Here is a 19,727-nt window from a genome sequence, read left to right as displayed (position 1 = left end):
CCACTCCCCGCCCCCGTGTCTCCCCTCGCCTCCTCGGATGTCCCCCTCTCCCGTCTCGCCATCCCCTCCGTCTCCCTCCGTCCCCCTCTCCCGTCTCCCTCCGTCTCCCTCCGACTCCTTCCGTCCCCCCGTGTCCCCTCTGGACGTTTCCCGTGAATCATGAGACGCGCCTCCACCTGGCGGCGCACCCGCTGGCCTACCCGCTGCTGCGAGCGGTGGCCCGGCTCGGCCCCGCCGTGCGGGTCCCCGGCGTCGGGGTGGTGGTCAACGACGCCGCCACGGCACGGGCCGTCCTCATGGACCAGGCGACGTTCCGCAAGGACGGCCCCGGCTCCCCCGGCGACCTGTGGACCCCGGTGCTCGGCCCGTCCGTCCTGCTCAACATGGAAGGCGAGGCCCACACCGCCCTGCGCAGGAAACTCGCCCCCCTGTTCACCCCCGACGCGGTGACGACTTTGGTGGCCGACGTGCTCGCCGCCCCACTGGGCAACCTGTCCGCCCGGCTCCGGCACGGGGAGACGGTCGACCTCGCCGACGAGATGCGCCTGATGGCCGGCGCCGTGATCTGCCGCGTCATCGGCATGGGCGAGGTCTCCACCACCGACGCCCGCACACTGTTCGCCGACGGAGAGCGCGTCGTCTCCATGGTGTCACTACGCTCCCGCCGCCTGACCACCCGCCAGATCCACGTCGCCCGCCAAGTACTCGACCGCGTAGGCAAGATCGCCGCCACAGCCTACGAAACCGGCGACGAGACCACCGTCATGGGCCGCATGCGCGCCCTTGGCCTCTCCGCCCCCGAGGCCCGCGGCGCCGCCGCCGCTTTCTTCCTGACCGGCACCGAAACCGTAGCGTCCTTCATCCCCCGCCTGACCACCCTCCTCCACGACACCCCCCACCCCAACCCCCTCCCCCCGCACAAAGGCGACACGCCACACACAACCGACCCCCCACGTGGAGCCGGCACCCCACACGCAGACGGCCCCACACATGGAGCCGACACGCCACACACAGACGGCACCCCACACGCAGACGGCACCGCACATGGAGCCGGCACGCTGCCTGAGGGCGGCGTGCCGCACGACGGCTGCGCCAGGCGCGGAGGTGATGTCCCGTTCCACGGGGGCGCCCGCCCCTACGGCGGCATCCTTGGCGGGGGAGATCTGGATCGCCTCATCGAGGAGGCGCTCCGGTACACCACACCCACCCCGGTGATGTTGCGGTCGGTCGCGGTGCCGGCCCGGGTGGGGCGGGTGGCCGTGCGGCCCGGTGACCGGATCGTCGTGGCGACCCTCAACTGCACCCGGGCGTACGGCCCGTTCGACCCGGCGCGCCGGCATCCGCCCGAGTTGCGGCGCCTCTGGTTCGGCGCGGGACCGCACTTCTGCATCGGATACCCCCTGGCCCTGGCCGAGATCCGTGCGGTCACCGAGCTCCTGCTCGCTCACGACGTCGAGGTGGTGGCCCGCCGCCCCGCCCGCCGGGTGCTGCTGCCCGCGTACCGGCACCTGTGGATCCGGAGCCGGAACCCACACTCGAAGGAGGGACGCGAGGATGAGCCATGACGTGGTGGAAGCGGTCCTGGCGGCGGCCGATCGGGAACCCGACCGGCGAGCGGTGATCGACCCCCGCGGCCGGGAACTGACCTTCGGAGAACTGGCCCGCCTGGTACGAGCGGTCGCAAGTGCCATGAACGTGCCGCATCCCGGCAACGCGGTCATCCCGGAAGAACCGCTGATCCCACGAGACGCCACGCACCCCAACGACCCGGTGCACCCATCGAACTCGGTACGCCCCGGAGACCCGGTGCACCTCAGGGACTCGGTGCACCCAGCGGACCAGATACCTGCCCAAGACTCGGTACGCCATAGAGACTCGGCCCACCCAATGGACCCGGCGCACCCAATGGACCCGGCGCACCTCGGCGACCCGGTCCACCCATCCGACCCACCACACTCATCGGACCCACCACACTCATCCGACCCAGCACACCCCTCCGACCGAGAACACCCATCGGACCCAGCACACCCCTCCGACCGAGAACACCCATCGGACCCAGCACACCCATCGGACCCAGCAGCGCCGCGGCCGTCACACCCATCGGACCCAGCGCACCCATCCGACCCGGCACACCCATCCGACCCGGCACACCCAGGGAACTCAGTGCCGCCGGGGGGCGGGCTGAGTCCAGGGGACGCGGTGTTGTTCGCGGTGCGGCCTGGGCCGGACGCGGTGGTGCTGGCGCTGGGGGCGGTGGCGGCGGGGGGGATGCTTGTGCTCGCGGATCCGGGGCTCACGCCGGCGGCTGCGGCGGCGCGGCTGGCGCTGGTTCGGCCGGGCTGGGTGGTGGCCGACTCGATCGCTTATGCCTTCAGCGGGCCTCTGCGGGGGCTCGCCCGGCGTCGTGGGCTGGCGCTGCCTCGGTTGCGTGAGCCGGTGCCGGGTCAGGCTGTCCGCCACATCACGACCGGGCCCTGGCTGCCCGGTGTCCCTCGGGGCGCCCTTCACCTGCACCGGCTGCCGCCGGGGGAGTTCCCTTCCGCTCGGGAGGTCCCGGGGCAGCCTGCCGTCGTGGCGTTCACGTCGGGCACGACGGGGCGGCCGCGGGGGGTGGTGCACACCCGCGGGTCGCTGGGCGCGGGGGCGGCGCTGTTCCAGGAGGCCGTGCCGCTGGGGCCGGGTGACGTCGTGCACACCGATCAGCTCATGCTGGGGCTGCCCGCGCTGATGGCGGGGGCCACCTGGTCCCTGCCGGGGGGCGGGCCGCTCGCCGAGGAGCTGGCCGCGCGTGGCGCGACGCACGCGTTCTGCGTCCCGGCACGCCTCGACGCGGCGCTGCGGGCCGATCCCGCGCTGCCGGGCACGCTGCGGTGCCTGCTGCTCGGCACGGCGCCCGCGCCGCCCGCCGTCCTGCGGCGTGCCCGTGCGGCGGCGCCGCACGCCCGGGTGTTGTCCGTCTACGCCACCACCGAGGCGCTGCCGATCGCGATCGTCTCGGCCGAGGAGAAGCTGGAGGCCACCGAGGGCGACCTGCTCGGCCGCCCGCTCCCAGGCGTCCGGGCACGGATCGCCGCGGACGGCGAGCTGTTCGTCTCGGGGCCCCATCTGGCCGCCTCGTACCTCGGCGCGGCCCCGATGACCGAGGTGGCGACCGGCGACCTTGCCCGCCTGGACGACCGGGGACGCCTGGTGCTGCTCGGCCGCAAGAAAGACATGATCATCAGGGACGGCGTGAACATCTACCCCGGCCTCTACGAGCCCGCGGTGGCCGCCCTGCCCGGCGTCGCCGAGGCCGCCCTGGTCGGCGTCCCCGACCCGGAGACCGGCGACGAGGAGGTCGTGCTGGCCGTCGTCCCCGAGGAGGGTTTCTCCCTGCCCGCGCTGCGCCAGGCCCTGCCGGCCGTCGTGGACTCCGCCGCCCTCCCCGGCCGCGTCGCCGTGCTCCCCGACTTCCCCCGCACCGGCCGCTCCGCCAAGCTGGACCGCGACCTGCTCCGCGACCGGGTGGCACGATGAGGATCGCGGTGACCGGCGCGTCCGGCTTCGCCGGCGGGACCGTGTGGCGGCTCGCGGCGGCCGAGGGCTGGGAGGTGCACGCCTTCGGCCGACGTCCGGCGAGCGCGCTCGGCGGCACCCCACCCGAAGGCGTCTACCGCTCGTGGGACGTCACGGGGCCGGCGCCGCACGATCTCCCGGAGGTGGACGCGGTCGTCCACTGCGCGGGCGGCGTGTCCGACTGGGGCCCGGCGGCAGAGATCTTCAAGGTGAACGTCGAGGGCACCCGCGCGGTGCGCGAGGCGTTCCCCCGGTCCCGGTTCGTCCACGTCAGCACGGCGAGCGTCTACGACCCGTTCCGCCCCACCGTCATGGCCAGGGAACACGAGTGCCGGGCCCGCCGGTACGTCAACGCGTACGGCGCCTCCAAGGCACGGGCCGAGGAGGTGCTGGCCGGCACCGCGGTGGTGCTCCGGCCGCATGCGGTGTACGGCCCGGGCGACACCGTGCTGCTGCCCCGCGTGCTGCGCGCCGTCCGGGGCCGGCGGCTGTTCGCGGTGGGCGACGGACGGCAGCGCGTCAGCCTGACGTCCGGGGGCAACCTGGCCAGGGCGTGCCTGCTCGCGGCGAGCGGCCCGGTCGCGTCGGGCGTGTTCAACGTCACCGACGCCGAACCGGTGACCCTGGACGACGCCCTGCGTGCCCTGCTCCGCGAGCGCGGCATCGACGCCCGGCCCTGCTACCTGCCCGCCGCCCCGGTCGCGGCGCTCGCCACGGCGGCCGAGGCCGCGTTCCGCGTGCTGCGCCGCCCGGACCCGCCCACGTTGACCCGCTACGCGGCGAGCCACCTGGCCGTCGAACGCACCCTGGACATCACCGCGGCACGGGAACAGCTCGGCTACGCCCCGGCCCCGACGTCCTTCGCGGGTGCCGCGAACTGGTGAGGCGCGTTCCGGTAAGGGCTAATCATCACAATTAGTCATGACATTTCTTGACCCTCATGGTTGCGTCCGACTTCTTGCGGTGCGACCTTCGTAGAAAGCCCGACGAGAGAAGGGGCACGCGCCGTGTCCGATCTTCCTCAGCTCCCGTTCCCCCGCCGCCACCCGCTCCACGTGCCGGAGGAGTACCGCGAACTGCGCGCCACCGGCCCCGTCACCCGCGTCCGCACCCAGGCCGGGGACGAGGCCTGGCTCGTCACCGGGTACGAGGAGGTGCGCACCCTGCTCGCCGATCCCCGCCTCGGCCGTTCGCACCCGGCGCCGGAGAGCGCGGCGCGCGTCTCGGGCTCGGTGCTGCTCGGCGGCCCCACCGGGGACTTCGCGACCGAACGCAGCGACCACGAGAAGATGCGCAAGCTGGTGGTCCCCGCCTTCTCCGCGCGCCGCATGCAGGCCCTGGCCGGACACGTCCAGGAGCTGGTGGACGGGTTGCTGGACGAGATGGGCGGCAAGACGCCGCCGGTGGACCTGCACGCCCACTTCTCCTTCCCGCTGCCCGCGATGGTGATCTGCGAACTGCTCGGCGTGCCGTACCAGGACCGCGACCTGTTCAAGTCGCTGGCCGACGGCATGACCGACGTGCTGGACCCGGCCGCGGCGGCCGCCGCCAAGGACGAGCTCACCGCCTACATCGGCACCCTGCTGGAGAGGAAACGTGAGCACCCCGCCGAGGACGTGTTCTCCGACCTCGCCACCATGGACGCGACCCGCGAGCAGGCCGCGACGCTCGGCGCGGCCCTGCTGTTCGCCGGGCACGAGACCACGGTCAACCGCATCGACTTCGGCGTGCTCCTCCTGCTCGGCGACCGCCCCCAGTGGGACGCGCTGGCCGCCGACCCCTCCCGCGCCCCAGCGGCGGTGGAGGAGATCCTGCGGGTGGCGGCGCCGTCCGACCACGGGCTGGTGCGGTACGCCAAGGAGGACATGGAGTTCGGCGGGGTGACGATCCGGCGCGGCGACGCCGTGCTGATCAGCACGACGGCCGCGAACCGGGACGAACGGGTCTTCGACCGGCCGGACGAGTTCGACTCCGCGCGGGAGCCGGCCGACCCGCACATCGCCTTCGGGTACGCCCACTACTACTGCGTCGGCGCGAACCTCGCCCGCGTCGAGCTGCGCGCGGCGTTCGGCACGCTGCCGCGGCGGTTCCCCACCCTGGAACTCGCGACCCCGGTGGAGGCGCTGCCCCGCAGGACCGGACGGCTGACCGGCGGCTTCACCGAATTGCCGGTGACTTGGTGACGAGACCCTCGCCTTACACACTTACTCCATTTCATCACTCAGTCTGATTCACCCCGTTAGGATCTGGTTCGATCATCAGTCTGAGCGGGGAGAGATGCTGACCCTGTGGTACGACCGTCCCGCGGACGCACCGGACGAACACGGCGCGTGGGAACGGTGGGCCTTGCCGATCGGCAACGGCGGGCTCGGGGCGATGGTCTTCGGCAGGCTCGGCGAGGAGCGTCTGGCCCTCAACGAGAGCACCCTGTGGACGGGTGGCCCCGGCTCGGCGGAGACCGGGGGCGCGTACCGCGGCGGCGACTGGCCCGCGCCCCGGCCGGACGCCCTCGCCGAGGCCAGGCGGCGCATCGCCGAGGACGGGCGGCTGGAGCCGCAGGAGGCGGTCCGCCTGCTCGGCAACCCCGGCACCCAGGACGGCCACGTCCCCGGTTTCGGCACCTACCAGCCGCTCGGCGACCTGCTGCTGTCCGTGGACGTCCCCGGGGAGGTCTCGGGCTACCGCCGGGCGCTCGACCTGTCCACCGCGATCGCCACCGTGGAGTACACCGCGGACGGGGTGCGTTTCACCCGTGAGCACTTCGCCAGCAACCCCGCGGGGGTGGTCGTCGTCCGGCTGGCGGCCGACCGTCCCGGCCGGGTGGGCGTCACGGTGCGGACGTCGCGGTCCGGCACCGCGCGGAACGGGCGGCTGACCTTCCGGGGGGCGCTGGACGACAACGGCCTGGTGTACGAGGGCCAGGTGCAGGTGCTCGCGGTGAGGGGCCGTCGTGCCGACCTGGACGGCGCGGTGGAGGTGCGCGGCGCGGACGCCGTGACACTGGTGCTGTCCGCGGGCACCGACTACGGGCCGGCCTATCCCGCCTACCGGGGCGCCGACCCGCACGACCGGGTCACCGAGCTGGTCGGCCGGGCGAGCGCGTCCGGCTACGAGGACCTGCGCGCCGAGCACGTCGCCGACCACCGCCGCCTGTTCGGCCGGGTGCGGCTGGACCTCGGCGGCGCCGGCGTCCCGCCCCTGCCCACCGACCGCGCCGTCGCCGCGTACGGCGCGGGCGGGCCGGGGGACAGGGCCCTCGAGGAGCTGCTGTTCGCCTACGGCCGCTATCTGCTCCTCGCCGCGTCCCGCGCGGACTCGCCGCTGCCCGCCAACCTGCAGGGAATCTGGAACGACAGCGCCACCCCGCCGTGGGGCTGCGACTGGCACACCAACGTCAACGTGCAGATGAACTACTGGCCCGCCGAGGTCACCGCGCTGCCCGAGTGCGCCGAGCCGCTGGTGCGGTTCGTCGAGGCGCTGCGCCCGCCGGGCCGCCGCACCGCCGCGACGATGTTCGGCGCCTCGGGGTGGGTGGTGCACCAGAACACCAACCCGTTCGGCTTCACCGGCGTGCACGACTGGCCGACGTCCTTCTGGTTCCCCGAGGCGGCGGCCTGGCTGGCCCAGCACGTCTACGAGCACTACCTGTTCGGCGGGGACGAGGCCTTCCTGCGCGACCGCGCCCACCCGCTGCTGCGCGAGACGGCGGACTTCTGGCTGGACACGCTGACCGAGCGGGACGGCTGCCTGGTCGTGTCGCCGAGCCACTCGCCCGAGCACGGGCCGTTCACCGCGGGCGCCGCCGCGTCCCAGCAGATCGTGTGGGACCTGCTGGCCAACACGGTGGAGGCGGCGGAGCTGCTCGGGCTCGACCCCGGGTACCGCACGCTGCGCGCCCTCGGCGCGCTGGACGAGGGCCTGCGCGTCGGCGCGTCCGGGCAACTCCAGGAGTGGCACGACGACCTGGACGACCCGCGCGACACCCACCGCCACGTGTCCCACCTGTTCGCGCTGCACCCGGGCCGGCGGATCCGGCCGTTCACCCGGCTCGGCGAGGCCGCCCGGGTCACGCTGGAGCAGCGGGGCGACGACGGACCCGGCTGGAGCCGTGCCTGGAAGGTCAACCTGTGGGCGCGACTGCTGGACGGCGACCGCGCGCACCGTCTGCTCGCCGGGCAGTTGCGCGAGTCCACGCTGCCCAACCTGTGGAGCACCCACCCGCCGTTCCAGATCGACGGCAACCTCGGCGCCACCGCGGGTATCGCCGAGATGCTGCTGCAGAGCCACTGCGGGGTGGTCGACGTACTGCCCGCGCTGCCGGCCGCGTGGCCGCACGGCTCGTTCGACGGGCTGCGCGCCCGGGGCGGGCACACGGTCGGCGCCACCTGGCGGGACGGCGCGCTGACCGAGGCGCGGATCACCCCGGGCCGGGGGGCCGAGATCCGGGTGCGCAACGTGGCGTTCCTCGGCGGCTGCCGCGTCGAGGCGCGCAGCGGGCCGTCCCCGTCGGTGCGGTGCGACGACGACACCGCCGTGTTCGAGGCGGCGGCGGGACGCATGTATGTGCTCGTCCCCGTCTGAACAGAAGCCCGTCCCGGAGAAACGCGAAGCGTGTTCGCGGTAGGTAAACGTGCCTGTGCGGTTGGAGCGCACTGACGAGGCGATTATGGGAGACTTCCGATCTGCTGCATATCTTCGCTAAGCCTGCGAAGGGGCATTTTGGATGGGCACTCCAGGCCAACTGATCGTCAAGCGGTACCGGCTGGTGCGAGCACTGGGTCAGGGCGGCATGGGCATGGTCTGGGAAGGGCACGACACGCTTCTCGACCGGCCGGTCGCGGCCAAGGAGGTGCTGGTCCCGCCGGGCATCGGCTCCCGGCAGCGTCTCGACATGATCCACCGCACCTCGCGTGAGGCGCGCACGGCCGCCAAGCTCAACCACCGCAACATCGTCGGCGTCTTCGACGTGGCCGAGGAGGACGGCCATCCGTGGATCATCATGGAGATGGTCCCGTCCCGCTCGCTCGACCGGGTCATCGCGAGCGAGGGCCCGCTGTCGGTGCCCCGGGCCGCCACCATCGCCTCCCAGGTGCTCACCGCGCTCTCGGTGGCGCACGCATCGGACGTCGTGCACCGGGACGTGAAACCGGCCAACATCCTCATCGGGTACGACGGCCGCGTGGTGCTCAGCGACTTCGGCATCGCCACCACCCTCAGCGATCCGCACGCGCAGCGCAGCGGCACCGTCGGCTCCCCCGGCTTCCTCGCGCCCGAGCGCATCATGGGGGCACCCGCCACCCCCGCCGGGGACCTGTGGTCACTCGGCGCCACGCTGTTCGCGATGGTGGTGTGCCGGCCGCCGTTCGACGGCGACATGGGGCCGCTCGCCAAGCTCCTCACCCAGGACGCCGAACTGGCCAAGGCCCCCGCCGAGCTGCGTCCCGTGCTCACCGGCCTGCTGGCCAAGGACCCGGTCAAGCGGATGGGCGCCGACGAGGCCAAGCGGCTGCTGGATGCCGTCGCGTCCCCCGAGCCGCGGCCCGCGCCGCCGGAGCGCGGCGGGCGCGCCAGGCTGCTGGCCGTGGTGGTGGTGGCAGCGGTGCTCGCCGGCGCCATCGGCGGCTTGGCCGTGCTGCGCCCCGACGCCGCGGCGACCGCCCGCCCGGCCCCCACCGTCCCGCCGGGCACCGCCGCACCGCTCGCCACCGCGTTCCCCACGCCGTCGCCGGCCGTGAACCGGCTGAAGCTGAAGTGGCACGATGGGGAAGGCTGGCGTGCCGGGGTGCCGCGCGGATGGCGGCTGGTCACCCGGGACGGCACCTTCACCTGGTCCGAGCCCGCCGGCACCGCCTACCTCAGCGTCTCGGTCGTCGACCTCGCCGGCCGGGACCCGATGGCGCTGCTGCGCGAGACCGAAAGGTCGCTGTCGTCGGAGGTCCGCGAGTACCGCCGCGTCCGCCTGGAGAAGGTGCGCGGCAGGAACGACCTCACCGCCGAGTGGGAGAGCACCTGGACCGGTCCCGGCTACCGCAGTTGGGCCGTCAAGGGCGTCGCCTACCACGAGGTCCAGCGCCTGGTCGTGACCGGCGCCCGCGCGAGCGTCATCACCTGGACCACCACCCGCTCCGAATGGCGCCACCTCACCCCCACCATGAAGGCGATCTTCAAGTACTACCACCCGCCCCAGACCCCGGCCTGACCCGCCCGCGCGGGCCGCACGGCACCGGCCGTTTCGTGCCGTGCCGATCCCTGGGCTGACCTGGGTAAAAATCGCCGTTCTCCCGCGAGGACCCCCTGCCGCCGTGGCATGATGCTGTCCACAGTACTTGCAATGGTTTTCGTTATCAGATTGGATCGGCTTCATGAGAGTTGCCTTCGTCGGCAAGGGCGGCAGCGGCAAGACCACCCTGTCGTCCCTCTTCGCCAGGCACACCGCACGCCAGGGCGACCCGGTGGTGGTCATCGACGCCGACATCAACCAGCACCTCGGCATGGTGCTGGGTCTCGCGCCGGGAGACCTGCCCGAGCCGCTCGGCGCCCACCTGCCCGAGATCAAGGAATACCTGCGGGGCGACAACCCCCGCATCACCTCGGCCGCGGCCATGGTGAAGACCACCCCGCCGGGCCGGGGCTCGCGGCTGGTCACACTGGACGACCCCTACTTCTCCGGCCGGCACTCCGTCCCCGTCGAGGGCATGCGCCTCATGGTCACCGGCCCCTTCGGTGAGGACGACCTCGGCGTCGCGTGCTACCACTCCAAGGTCGGCGCGGTCGAGCTCTTCCTGAACCACCTGGTGGACGGGCCGGACGAATACGTCGTGGTGGACATGACCGCGGGAGGCGACTCGTTCGCCTCGGGGCTGTTCACCCGGTTCGACATGACCTTCCTGGTCGCCGAGCCCACCCGCCAGGGCGTGAGCGTGTACCGCCAGTACCGCGACCACGCCCGCGACTTCGACGTGCCCATCGCGGTCGTCGGCAACAAGGTGCACTCCCCGGCCGACGTCGCGTTCCTGCGCGAGCACGTCGGCGGCGACCTGCTCGTCTGCATGGAGCACTCCCCGGCGGTGCGGGCCATGGAGCAGGGCCGCGGGTTCGCCCTCGACGCCCTGGAGCCCGCCAACCGTGAAGCGCTGTCGGTGCTGCTGGCCCGGGTGCGCGTGCAGGAGAAGGACTGGGCGAAGTTCGGCCGCCAGACCGCCGAGTTCCACACGCGCAACGCCAGGGCGTGGGCCAACCGCGCCACCGGCGAGGACCTTCTGCGCCAGATCGACCCAGAGTTCGTCTACGGCGAGCGCCCCGCCGTCGTCGCGTGAGACCGGCGCACGGGGGCCTCAGTCATGATTGTCGCCCCCACGCCACATGGAGCAGCCCGGCGCGCCGTCTACCGTCGGGTCCGTCCCCTTGCGAGAGGAGAACCAAGCATGTCGCTGACCGTTCCCAACGAGCTCCTCGACCAGGCGCGTGCGGGCGACGTCGATGACGCGGCGTTCGTGGCCTGCGTCCGCGACTCCCTTCCGTACGCCTGGTCGCTGATCACCGGCCTGGTCCGGCAGCGAGAGGAGAGCGGGGCCGAGTTCGCGGACAACCTGACGCCGCCACCGGACGAGGCGGCACGCGGCCAGTTGCTGCGCTGCCTCGCCAGCGACGCGATGCGCGGCGCGCTGGAGAGCCACTTCGGCGTCCGGCTCGCCTTCCAGAACTGCCACCGCGTCGCCGTGTTCGACCCGACGGCGGAGAAGGCGCTCGCGGAGTTCGTCACCGCCCGCGCCCAGATCCTCAACCAGCGGCCTGACCTGGTCGACTGCTAGGACGGCCGGCCTCGCCGCCGGGCCCGGCCCGCGCCCGGGCCCGGTGGCGGGGTTGCCGAAGCTTTACCTTGCGCCTTTCGCGGTTGTGAGCAAAAATCATGGCTCTGACCTGCGGTTTCTCCCTGCGGGCCGCCGCGTTCCCCAGCGCTCACCAAGATGTCGCACCACATTTGGCGCAGATTCAATGACCTACCCCCCATCATTTGCTCATGCCCGCTTTTGTCACCCTGTCCGGGCGCTCCGTGCGCCTGGAACCGCTCAGCCTCGCGGCGCTGGACGATCTTGTCGCCGCGGCGAGTGAAGACCGCTCCACCTATGCCTTCACTCGGGTTCCCGCAGGCCGGGAGGAGATGGCCTCGTACATCGGGGCCGCTCTGGCTGAGCAGGCGGAGGGACGCACCTTGCCCTTCGCCATCAGGTGGCTGCACACCGACCGCGTGGTCGGATCCACCCGCCTCATGAACCTGGAGTACTGGCAGGGCCCCCTGCCGTGGCCTCCCGGGACACGCGGCACGGTGGGAGAGGTCCCGTCCGTGGCCGACATCGGTTACACCTGGCTGGGCGCGTCCGCCCAGGGCACCAGCGTGAACCGTGAGAGCAAGTACCTCATGCTCTCGCTCGCCTTCGAGACCTGGCAGGTCCACCGCGTCACCCTGAAGGCCGACGTACGCAACAAGCGATCCCGGGCCGCCATCGAAGCCCTCGGCGCGCACCTTGACGGTGTGCGGCGGGCGGACAGCCGAGGCGCCGACGACACGGTCCGAGATACCGCGTACTACTCGATCCTGGATTCCGAATGGCCGGCGGTCCGAGAACGGATGCACGCGAGGCTCGGCCTCGTGGAAGCGGCGTGATCCCCCCGTCCCATCGATGAACCCCTGGAACGGCACGGCCCGCCCGGTCGCCCCCTCAGCGTCCGGGCGGGCCTTGTCGTCCCCCGCGGCGTCCCCCGTGCCCCCGACGTGCCCCCGGTTACCCCGGTTCGTCCCCCATCGGTGACCTGGACCCCCGCAGGTGCGTGGCCGCACCTCGCTTACAGCTCGTCAGCCTCGAACACGTAGTCCCACCGGCCGCAGTACTTCTTCTTGTCCTGGTGCTCGTTCCAGTAGCAGACCCGGACCTGCACGCTGTCGACGTCGTGCTCGGCGAAGTGGAACGACCGGTAGCCGCTGGACCCGCACTTCTTCGCCCAGTAGGTCGACTCGTCGCCGTCCTCGTTCTCGAACTTGACCTGCGCGTAGCCGCACAGCCACCACGGCGAGAACTTGTCGTAGACCTTGCCGGAGACGTGGATGCGACCGTCGTGGCCCTCCCAGACGTGCCCCTTGGCCTTGGCGCGGGAGTGGTCGTACCACTTGCTGTAGTAATAGCCCCAGTCGTCCTCGAACTCAAAGCTGCCGGCGCTCGCCGGAGCGGTGGCCGCGGAGGCGGAGGAGGCGACGGCGGGGACACCCACCGCGATGATCGCGGAGGCGGCGGCGAGACCGAGAATGTTGCGGATCGAGCGGTTCATTGCGGTTCTCCTGAGATGAGGGCCCCCGGTGTCTTTCACCCCCCGGGGCTTTGCTGACTCAGTGATAGAACCAACCGCCTGCAAGGCACTTACAACGGCCTTATGCGCGCCTGCAGGGTGCTTGCGCCGGCCCGCCGGGCCCGTTCCCGGCGAGCCCGGCGTGGTGGCCGGCGGCCTCGCGCGGCCGCCCCCGCGCCGGGGTCGCGCTCGACCGTGCTCCCAGCATGGGCGGCGAAGTTCAACGGGAAGTTGACGTGAAATCAACGCGCGGATTAACGAGACGGCCCGTGCATAGGGAGAATGCTGCCGGGGATCTATTATTTCATCTCGCAAACAAGGTTTTTCAGGGTGGAGAACACGAGCTATGGCTGGTCAAGACGGCGAGGCTGGCCTGAGGTTCGCCGTGCTCGGTCCCGTACAGGCGTGGCGGGACGGCCTCGAACTCGAGCTCGGCACCCCGCTGCAACGCTCCATCCTCGCCATGTTGCTGCTGCGTGAGGGCCGCGCCGTCACCCCGCTCGAGATGATCGACGCGGTGTGGGGCCAGGACGCCCCGCCGCGGGCGCTCGGCGCGCTGCGCACGTACGTCTCCCGGCTGCGCGCCGTGCTGGAGCCGGGCCGCTCCCCCCGCACCCGTCCCGAGCTGCTCACCTCCGTCGGCCGCGGCTACGCCCTGCGCCTGCCGCCTGACGTGTTCGACCTCGGGGTCTTCGAGCGCCGCGTCGCCACCGCCGAGGCCGAGCGCCGTGCGGGCGACCACGCGGGCGCGGCCGAGACCCTCCGCGAGGCGCTCACGCTGTGGAGGGGCGAGCCGCTGGCCGGCGCGGTCGGGCCGTACATCGACAACCAGCGCGGCCGGCTCGTCGAGCGGCGCATCGGCGTGGTCGAGACGCTGATGGAGCTGGACCTCAACCTCGGGCGGCACGCCGACGTCATCCCCGAGCTGATCGCCCTCACCGCCGAGCACCCGCTGCGCGAGCGCCTGCGCGGCCAGCTCATGCTGGCCTACTACCGCTGCGGCCGGCAGGCCGACGCGCTCGCGGTGTTCTCCGACACCCGGAGGGCTCTGGTCGAGGAGCTCGGCATCGACCCCGGTCACGAGCTCGCCGCGTTGCACCAGCGTGTCCTGTCCGCCGACCCGGGGCTCGCCTGGACCGCACTCGCGCCGCCCCGCGCCGCGCACACCGCCGACAAGGACGACACCCCCGAGCGCCCGCGCACCTCCGCCCGTCCGGCCGTCCCGGCGCGCGACACGGCCGCCGCGGGGGCCGAGGGCGATGACGAGCCGGTGCAGGAGCTGCCGCGCCCGGCCCAGCTCCCGGCCGCCGTGAGCGACTTCACCGGCCGCAAGGAGGCCGTCAACCGGCTGCGCACCCTGCTGACCAGCGCCACCGGCAGCGAAGGCGTGCCGGTCGTCGCGGTGTCCGGCATAGGCGGCGTGGGCAAGACCGCGCTCGCCGTGCACGTCGCCCACTCGGTGCACGAGGTGTTCCCCGACGGCCAGCTCTACGCCGACCTGCGCGGCTACACCGAGGAGCCCACCGCGCCCGAGTCGGTGCTCGCCGCGTTCCTGCGCGCGCTCGGCCTCCCGGTGGACGTCATCCCCGACGGCCTCGCCGAGCGCGCCGCGCTGTTCCGCTCACTGCTCGCCGACCGTTCCATGCTCGTGCTGCTGGACAACGCCCGGGACACCGCGCAGGTGGAGCACCTGCTGCCCGGCACCGCGGGCTGCGCCGCCCTCATCACCAGCCGCGTCAAGCTCGCCGACCTGCCCTCGGCCCGCCTGCTCGACCTGGAGGTCATGGAGCCCGAGGAGGCGCTCGGCCTGTTCTCCGCGGTCGCGGGGCCCGAGCGGGTCGCGGTGGAGCGCGCCGCCGCCATGGACGTCGTCGCGATCTGCGGTTTCCTGCCGCTGGCCGTGCGCATCGTGGCCGCCCGGCTCGCCGCCCGCCCGGCGTGGACGGTCGCCTCGCTCGTGCCGCGGCTCACCGACGAGCGCCGCCGTCTCGACGAGATGCGCATCGGCCACCTCGCCGTGAACGCCACCTTCGCGCTCGGGTACGGCCAGCTCGACCCCGGCCAGGCCCGCGCGTTCCGGCTGCTGTCCCTGCCGAACGGGCCGGACATCTCGCTGCAGGCCGCCGCGGGCGTGCTCACCCTGAGCCCGATGGAGGCCGAGGACATGCTGGAGTCCCTGGTCGACGTCAGCCTGCTGGAGGCCCCCGCACCGGGCCGGTACCGCTTCCACGACCTGCTGAAGCTGTTCGCCCGCCGCCAGGCCGAGATCACCGAGGACCCCGCCGCGGGCGCGCTCGCGCTGCGCAGGCTCCTCGGGTTCTACCTCGCGTCCGCGCAGGCGGCGCACCGCCTCGCGTACGAGGGCAGCGTCATCGCCGACCACCTGGTGGCCGTCCCCGGCACCGGCCGGAGCTTCTCCGGCGCGGCCGAGGCCATCGCGTGGCTCACGGTGGAGGCCGAGACGCTGTTCGCCGCCATCGGCCAGACCGCCGAGTTCGTACCGGCGCCCGACGCGCTGCTGCCCGCCGCCGACCTGCTGCTCGCCATGGAGCCGCTGCTGGAGTCGGGGGCGTACGTCCGGGAGTTCGCCGCGCGCACCGGCGCCGTGCTCGCCGCCGCGGAGCGCATCGGGGACCGCGCGAGCGAGCTGCGCTGCCGGTACGTCCTCGGGCGGGTGCTGTTCGGCGCCAACCGCCTCGCCGACGCCGCGGAGCAGTTCCAGGCCGCCCTGGAGCTCGCGACGGCCACCGGCGACCGCATCGTCACCGGCGAGATCCTCAACGGGCTCGCCGTGGTGTCCGGCCGGGCACGGCGGCACGAGGAGGCGCTGACCTGGTTCGAGGCGGCGCTGCGTGCGTACAAGGAGATCGGGGCGGCGGCCGGTGAGGCGCTGGTGGCCAGTTACTCGGCCCGCGACCACCTGGCGCTCGGCGACCCGGACGCCGCCATCGCCGCCGCGGAGCGCGGCCTCGCGATCTTCAGTGAGCTGGGCAGCGGCGCCGGCATGGCGCGGGCCCGCTACCACCTCGGCATCGTGCTCACCCGTGTCGGGCGGCTCACCGAGGCCGTGGTGCACCACGCCGAATGCCTCGACTTCTTCCGGGCCGGCGGGCAGAAGGTGTGGGAGCAGCGGGTGTGCTGCCGGCTCGCCGAGACGTTCATCGCGGCGGAGCGGTACCGGGACGCGGTGCGTCACGCGGAGCAGGCGCTCACGCTGAGCAGGGAGATCGGCCACCCGTACGGCGAGGCGCTGTCGCTGACGGTGTTAGGCCGTGCCCTCGCCGGCACGGGCAGCGTCCGGCGCAGCGGCGACTGCCTGCGACGGGCCCTGGAGATCTTCACGCGACTGGGATCCCCCGAAGCCGCCGACCTTCGCGCTCTGCTGAAGATGGACCAGGTCAGCGATTAGGCGCTGGACGTCCCAGCCGGGCTCGTCGTCCATGCGCGTCATCCACACATGGTTGATCATCTATGGCTCACCTCGTCCTTCTGTGTCCCCGGGGTCCGGCGGGTGCCCGGCCGGCCGTCCGCCGCCGCGGGGCGCCAGGGGGCCCGGTGCCTACCGGAAGGCGACCCGCGGCGGCCGGGCCGCCTCTCGAAGACGACCGGCCGGACCTGGCACGGACCTCGAACCCCCCGAGCTCCGTGCCTGACTCCGAGGGTTCCTCGACCAGCTCAACGTCGGATCAACGCGGGATCAACAGGGCCGCCCGCGCAGGTCAAGCGCCTTGCCGGCGCACGGGTGCGGTAAGCGGTTCGCAAGCGCGGCTCAAGTGGGTACCAGTATCAAAGGAGCGTAAAGCCCGCCCCCTGTGGTCCTAGGAGCGGATCCCATGCTGATCCCGTGCTTCGCGTGCGAGTCCCGGTTCCGGCCCGACGAGTTCTTCCTCGCCTGCCACGACTACAACCGCGGCATGGATCTGGTCGCCTGGACGTGCCCGCGGTGCGGCAACCGCGACGACGTACGCGTCCTGCCCGACGCGCTGGGCTTCGGCTACCCCCGGCGGGGCCGTTTCGACGTCCAGGACCGCTACAAGGTGCCCGGCCTGCGCCGTCACCGCCAGGACCTGCGGCTGGACATCTCCCTGGACGAGGACGTCTGGCACGTGCACACCCGGCTCCACCGGCTCGCCGCGCACCGCTCGCCCGCCCGGGCCTAGCGGCGTCAGGGCACGCGCAGGCTGTTCCACGCGGCCTGGCAGAGGTCCTGGATCTCCTCCTGGGTGGGCTGGTGGGCGCCGGAGAACCACAGACGGCACATCTCGGTGGCCGAGCCGAGCCACAACACGTAGCACATCGTGGGCGCCACCGGCCGCAGCACGCCGTCCTTCATGTGCGGACGCCACCAGTCGGCCACCTCGCGGAAGAACGCGCGGCGCGCCTCGGCGACCTCCGGGCCGCCGGGTTCCTCGCGGCGCGGCGGGCGTTCGCTGATCAGGATGCGGGCCCGCTCGGGATGCTCGCCGCACCACGCCATGTGCATCGCCACGATCGCCTCGATGCCGTCGCGCGCGCTCTCGTGGCGGCGCAGCTCCTCGATGAAGACCCGCTGGTACATGCCCTGGATGTCGGCGTAGAGCACCCCGAAGACGTGCTCCTTGCTGGCGAAGTGGTGGTAGAAGCTGCCGACACTCACCCCGCTCTCCTGGCGCAGGCTGGCGAGGGTGGTGGCGGAGACGCCGTCCTGGCTGAACCGGCGCAGCGCTCCCTCGATGATGCGGGTGCGGCCGTCGCGGCCGTTCTTCGGGCTCTTCACGAAGTCAATGGTGACTCAACAGAACCTTGTTCTGCAAACCGCCCTGGAGGCGCCCCCATAATAACGGCCTCCAGGGCGGTCCCGGGAACCCTCCCGCCGCGGCGCCCGTACGGCGTCCGTACGGCTCAGAGCGGGCCGAGAGGCGCGGTGATCTCCACCGTGGCGGACTCGACACGCATGCGGGCGCCCGGCCAGTGCCGCTTGATCATGGCGAGCACCCTGCGGTTGTCGCCCATCACGTCCATGCCGACCTCGTGCGCCCCGCGCGCGGCGGCCCGCCGCAGCAGCGTGCGCACCAGGCGGGACCCGATGCCGCGGCCCTGCCACTCGTCGGCCACCATGACCGCGATCTCGATGGCGCCGTCACGCAGGTAACCCATGGCGTGGCCGAGCACGCGCTCGTCACCGTCCACGGCGAGCAGCACGTCCCTGCGGCCGCCGGCGGCGATCAGGGCGCGGACCAGCCTGCGGTCCGGGCGGCTGCAGCCGGTGAAGAAACGCTGGGTGAGCGTGCGCGGCGACAGTCCGGCCATGAAGGCGGCGACCCGTTCCTCGTCGTCCATGCGCACCGGCCGGATCTCGACGACGGGTGACGGCGCGACGGCCGGCTCTGGCCGTGATGGCCCTGATGACCCTGATGGCACTGAGGACACCGCGGGCAGGAGGCTCGGAGCCTGGCCCGGCGCCTGGGTTCCCAACATGGACCCAGCCTTGCGGAAATCACCTGGGTCTGTCAACTAGACTTAGCAGGGTTGGGAAGGATGAAGATGACGACCTACGATTCGTCCATGCCCGAGCGTGAAGTCTTCCGAGTGGAGAACTGCTCGATCGAGCGCACCCTCGCCGTCGTCGGCGAGAAGTGGACCTTCCTCGTGCTGCGGGAGGCCTTCAGCGGGGTCCGCAGGTTCGCCGACATGCAGGCGAGCACCGGAGCCCCCCGCCAGGTCCTGAGCGCCCGGCTGGCCCGGCTGGTGGAGGAAGGGCTGCTCAGCAAGGTCCCCTACCGCGAGCCCGGCAGCCGCCGCCGCGACGAGTACCGCCTCACGCAGAAGGGCCTCGACCTCTACCCGATCATGGTGAGCCTCATGCACTGGGGCGACCGCTACCTCGCCGACCCCGACGGCCCCCCGGTGATCCTCACCCACCGCGACTGCGGCGCGCCGATCAGCGGCCGCCTGGTGTGCGCCGAGGGCCACGAGGTGCCCTCACCCCGCGAGGTGACCCCGCGCCCCGGCCCGGGCGCGCGACTGGCCGGCTAAGCCGCCGGGGCGTCCTCACGCTGCACGGCCCGGAGCACCCGCCGGAACGCCAGCAGCGTGACGAGGGCCGCGACGAGCATCAGCACGGCCACGGCGGCGGTGCGAACGATGAGGTAGGTCTGGATCGGCGCGCTGAACAGCAGCCAGAGGCTCAGCGTGCCGTTGAGGAACTGCGCGGCGCCCCACAACAGGGACAACTGGACGAACAGCCGCCGCATGCGCGGGTGACCGACCAGATGGCCCGGCAGCGGCACGAGGTCGGTGGTGACCCGCTCGATCAGCGGCCGCCGCGCACCCGCGGTGGTCAGGAAGGCGAAACCCGCGCAGAAGACGCCGAGCGTCGGCTGGAGGAAGTAGACGACCAGGTCGCCGGTGACCAGTGCGAGCGCGACCCGGGCCGTGATCGCCAGCATCGCGAGCAGCACCGTGCCCGGCACCGTCTCGCGGCGCGCCAGCCGCAGCGCCGCGCTGCCGTAGACCCACACCACCGCCATGACCAGGCCGCCGGTGACCCCGGCGAGCAGCAGCCCCACGTAGAACACCGCGACCGGAAGGATCATGGCTTCCAGCACGCGCGGCACCGCGTGCCGGACCAGCACCGACATTCGGGGCAACTCAACGTGCCGCGTACCGGACGGCGGCACGAGGGAAGTCACGGTCATCGTGGCGGGGGCTCCCGGAAGGCGGATCGGCGGTGCCAGAGGGTGTCGGAGGACGAAACCTCAACGACCGTACGACATGCCCCCGCCCACCGCGACCCGTTCGCAAAGATCTTGAACCGGCCCGTCCCGCGCCGTGAACCGGACCGCGTCACG

Annotated in this window: 16 protein-coding genes; 12 read left to right on the top strand and 4 right to left on the bottom strand. The window is 72.7% G+C overall.

Going from position 1 to position 19,727, the window contains the following annotated elements:
* Positions 1–152 precede the first annotated feature (152 nt).
* The 9 genes from ABGB17_RS35800 to ABGB17_RS35760 all read left to right on the top strand — a co-directional run bounded on the left by ABGB17_RS35800 (position 153) and on the right by ABGB17_RS35760 (position 12,220).
* Positions 153–1,565 (top strand): cytochrome P450, encoded by a 1,413-nt coding sequence (locus ABGB17_RS35800; protein WP_347638233.1) that lies wholly within the window; start codon positions 153–155, stop codon positions 1,563–1,565.
* Positions 1,555–3,516, top strand: coding sequence for an AMP-binding protein (locus ABGB17_RS35795; protein ID WP_347638231.1), 1,962 nt, complete (start codon positions 1,555–1,557; stop codon positions 3,514–3,516). Before ABGB17_RS35800 ends, ABGB17_RS35795 begins: the two co-directional genes overlap by 11 nt.
* Positions 3,513–4,439, top strand: coding sequence for an NAD-dependent epimerase/dehydratase family protein (locus ABGB17_RS35790; protein WP_347638229.1), 927 nt, complete (start codon positions 3,513–3,515; stop codon positions 4,437–4,439). Before ABGB17_RS35795 ends, ABGB17_RS35790 begins: the two co-directional genes overlap by 4 nt.
* A gap of 123 nt (positions 4,440–4,562) precedes the next feature.
* Positions 4,563–5,738, top strand: a complete 1,176-nt coding sequence (locus tag ABGB17_RS35785) for a cytochrome P450 (RefSeq protein WP_347638227.1) — start codon at positions 4,563–4,565, stop codon at positions 5,736–5,738.
* A 94-nt stretch (positions 5,739–5,832) separates the two neighbouring features.
* On the top strand, positions 5,833–8,136 hold the full coding sequence (locus ABGB17_RS35780) for a glycoside hydrolase family 95 protein (protein WP_347638225.1): 2,304 nt from the start codon (positions 5,833–5,835) through the stop codon (positions 8,134–8,136).
* A gap of 142 nt (positions 8,137–8,278) precedes the next feature.
* A complete protein-coding gene (locus ABGB17_RS35775; RefSeq protein WP_347638223.1) occupies positions 8,279–9,754 on the top strand; it encodes a serine/threonine-protein kinase in 1,476 nt (491 codons plus the stop codon).
* A 163-nt stretch (positions 9,755–9,917) separates the two neighbouring features.
* Positions 9,918–10,871, top strand: coding sequence for an ATP-binding protein (locus ABGB17_RS35770; protein WP_347638221.1), 954 nt, complete (start codon positions 9,918–9,920; stop codon positions 10,869–10,871).
* 108 nt (positions 10,872–10,979) lie between these two features.
* Entirely contained in the window at positions 10,980–11,366 is a 387-nt protein-coding gene (locus ABGB17_RS35765) for an SCO5389 family protein (protein ID WP_347638219.1), read from the top strand.
* Between the two features lie 209 nt (positions 11,367–11,575).
* Positions 11,576–12,220 (top strand): GNAT family protein, encoded by a 645-nt coding sequence (locus ABGB17_RS35760; protein ID WP_347638217.1) that lies wholly within the window; start codon positions 11,576–11,578, stop codon positions 12,218–12,220.
* A 179-nt stretch (positions 12,221–12,399) separates the two neighbouring features.
* On the opposite strand, the gene ABGB17_RS35755 is transcribed toward ABGB17_RS35760, so the two are convergent.
* The gene (locus tag ABGB17_RS35755; RefSeq protein ID WP_347638215.1) at positions 12,400–12,879 is read right to left on the bottom strand and encodes a hypothetical protein; all 480 of its coding nucleotides are present in this window, start codon (positions 12,877–12,879) and stop codon (positions 12,400–12,402) included.
* A gap of 364 nt (positions 12,880–13,243) precedes the next feature.
* On the opposite strand from ABGB17_RS35755, the gene ABGB17_RS35750 reads away from it, so the two are divergent.
* A complete protein-coding gene (locus ABGB17_RS35750) occupies positions 13,244–16,306 on the top strand; it encodes a BTAD domain-containing putative transcriptional regulator (RefSeq protein WP_347638213.1) in 3,063 nt (1,020 codons plus the stop codon).
* 424 nt (positions 16,307–16,730) lie between these two features.
* The gene (locus ABGB17_RS35745) at positions 16,731–17,057 is read left to right on the top strand and encodes a hypothetical protein (RefSeq protein WP_347638211.1); all 327 of its coding nucleotides are present in this window, start codon (positions 16,731–16,733) and stop codon (positions 17,055–17,057) included.
* A 5-nt stretch (positions 17,058–17,062) separates the two neighbouring features.
* Here the strand turns inward: ABGB17_RS35745 and ABGB17_RS35740 are convergent, their stop codons facing one another.
* Entirely contained in the window at positions 17,063–17,653 is a 591-nt protein-coding gene (locus tag ABGB17_RS35740; RefSeq protein WP_347638209.1) for a TetR/AcrR family transcriptional regulator, read from the bottom strand.
* A 125-nt stretch (positions 17,654–17,778) separates the two neighbouring features.
* The gene (locus tag ABGB17_RS35735; RefSeq protein WP_347638207.1) at positions 17,779–18,216 is read right to left on the bottom strand and encodes a GNAT family N-acetyltransferase; all 438 of its coding nucleotides are present in this window, start codon (positions 18,214–18,216) and stop codon (positions 17,779–17,781) included.
* A 204-nt stretch (positions 18,217–18,420) separates the two neighbouring features.
* Here ABGB17_RS35735 and ABGB17_RS35730 point away from each other — a divergent pair, with 204 nt between their 5' ends.
* Positions 18,421–18,912 (top strand): helix-turn-helix domain-containing protein, encoded by a 492-nt coding sequence (locus ABGB17_RS35730; RefSeq protein ID WP_347638205.1) that lies wholly within the window; start codon positions 18,421–18,423, stop codon positions 18,910–18,912.
* Here the strand turns inward: ABGB17_RS35730 and ABGB17_RS35725 are convergent.
* Positions 18,909–19,517 carry a VC0807 family protein gene (locus ABGB17_RS35725; RefSeq protein WP_347638203.1) on the bottom strand — a complete coding sequence of 203 codons (609 nt, stop codon included), beginning with the start codon at positions 19,515–19,517 and terminating at the stop codon, positions 18,909–18,911. The genes ABGB17_RS35730 and ABGB17_RS35725 overlap by 4 nt on opposite strands.
* Positions 19,518–19,727 lie beyond the last annotated feature (210 nt).

The organism is Sphaerisporangium sp. B11E5 (genome assembly GCF_039871875.1).
In the GTDB taxonomy this organism is placed as follows: Bacteria; Actinomycetota; Actinomycetes; order Streptosporangiales; family Streptosporangiaceae; genus Sphaerisporangium.
This window is presented reverse-complemented; position numbering and strand designations above follow the sequence as displayed.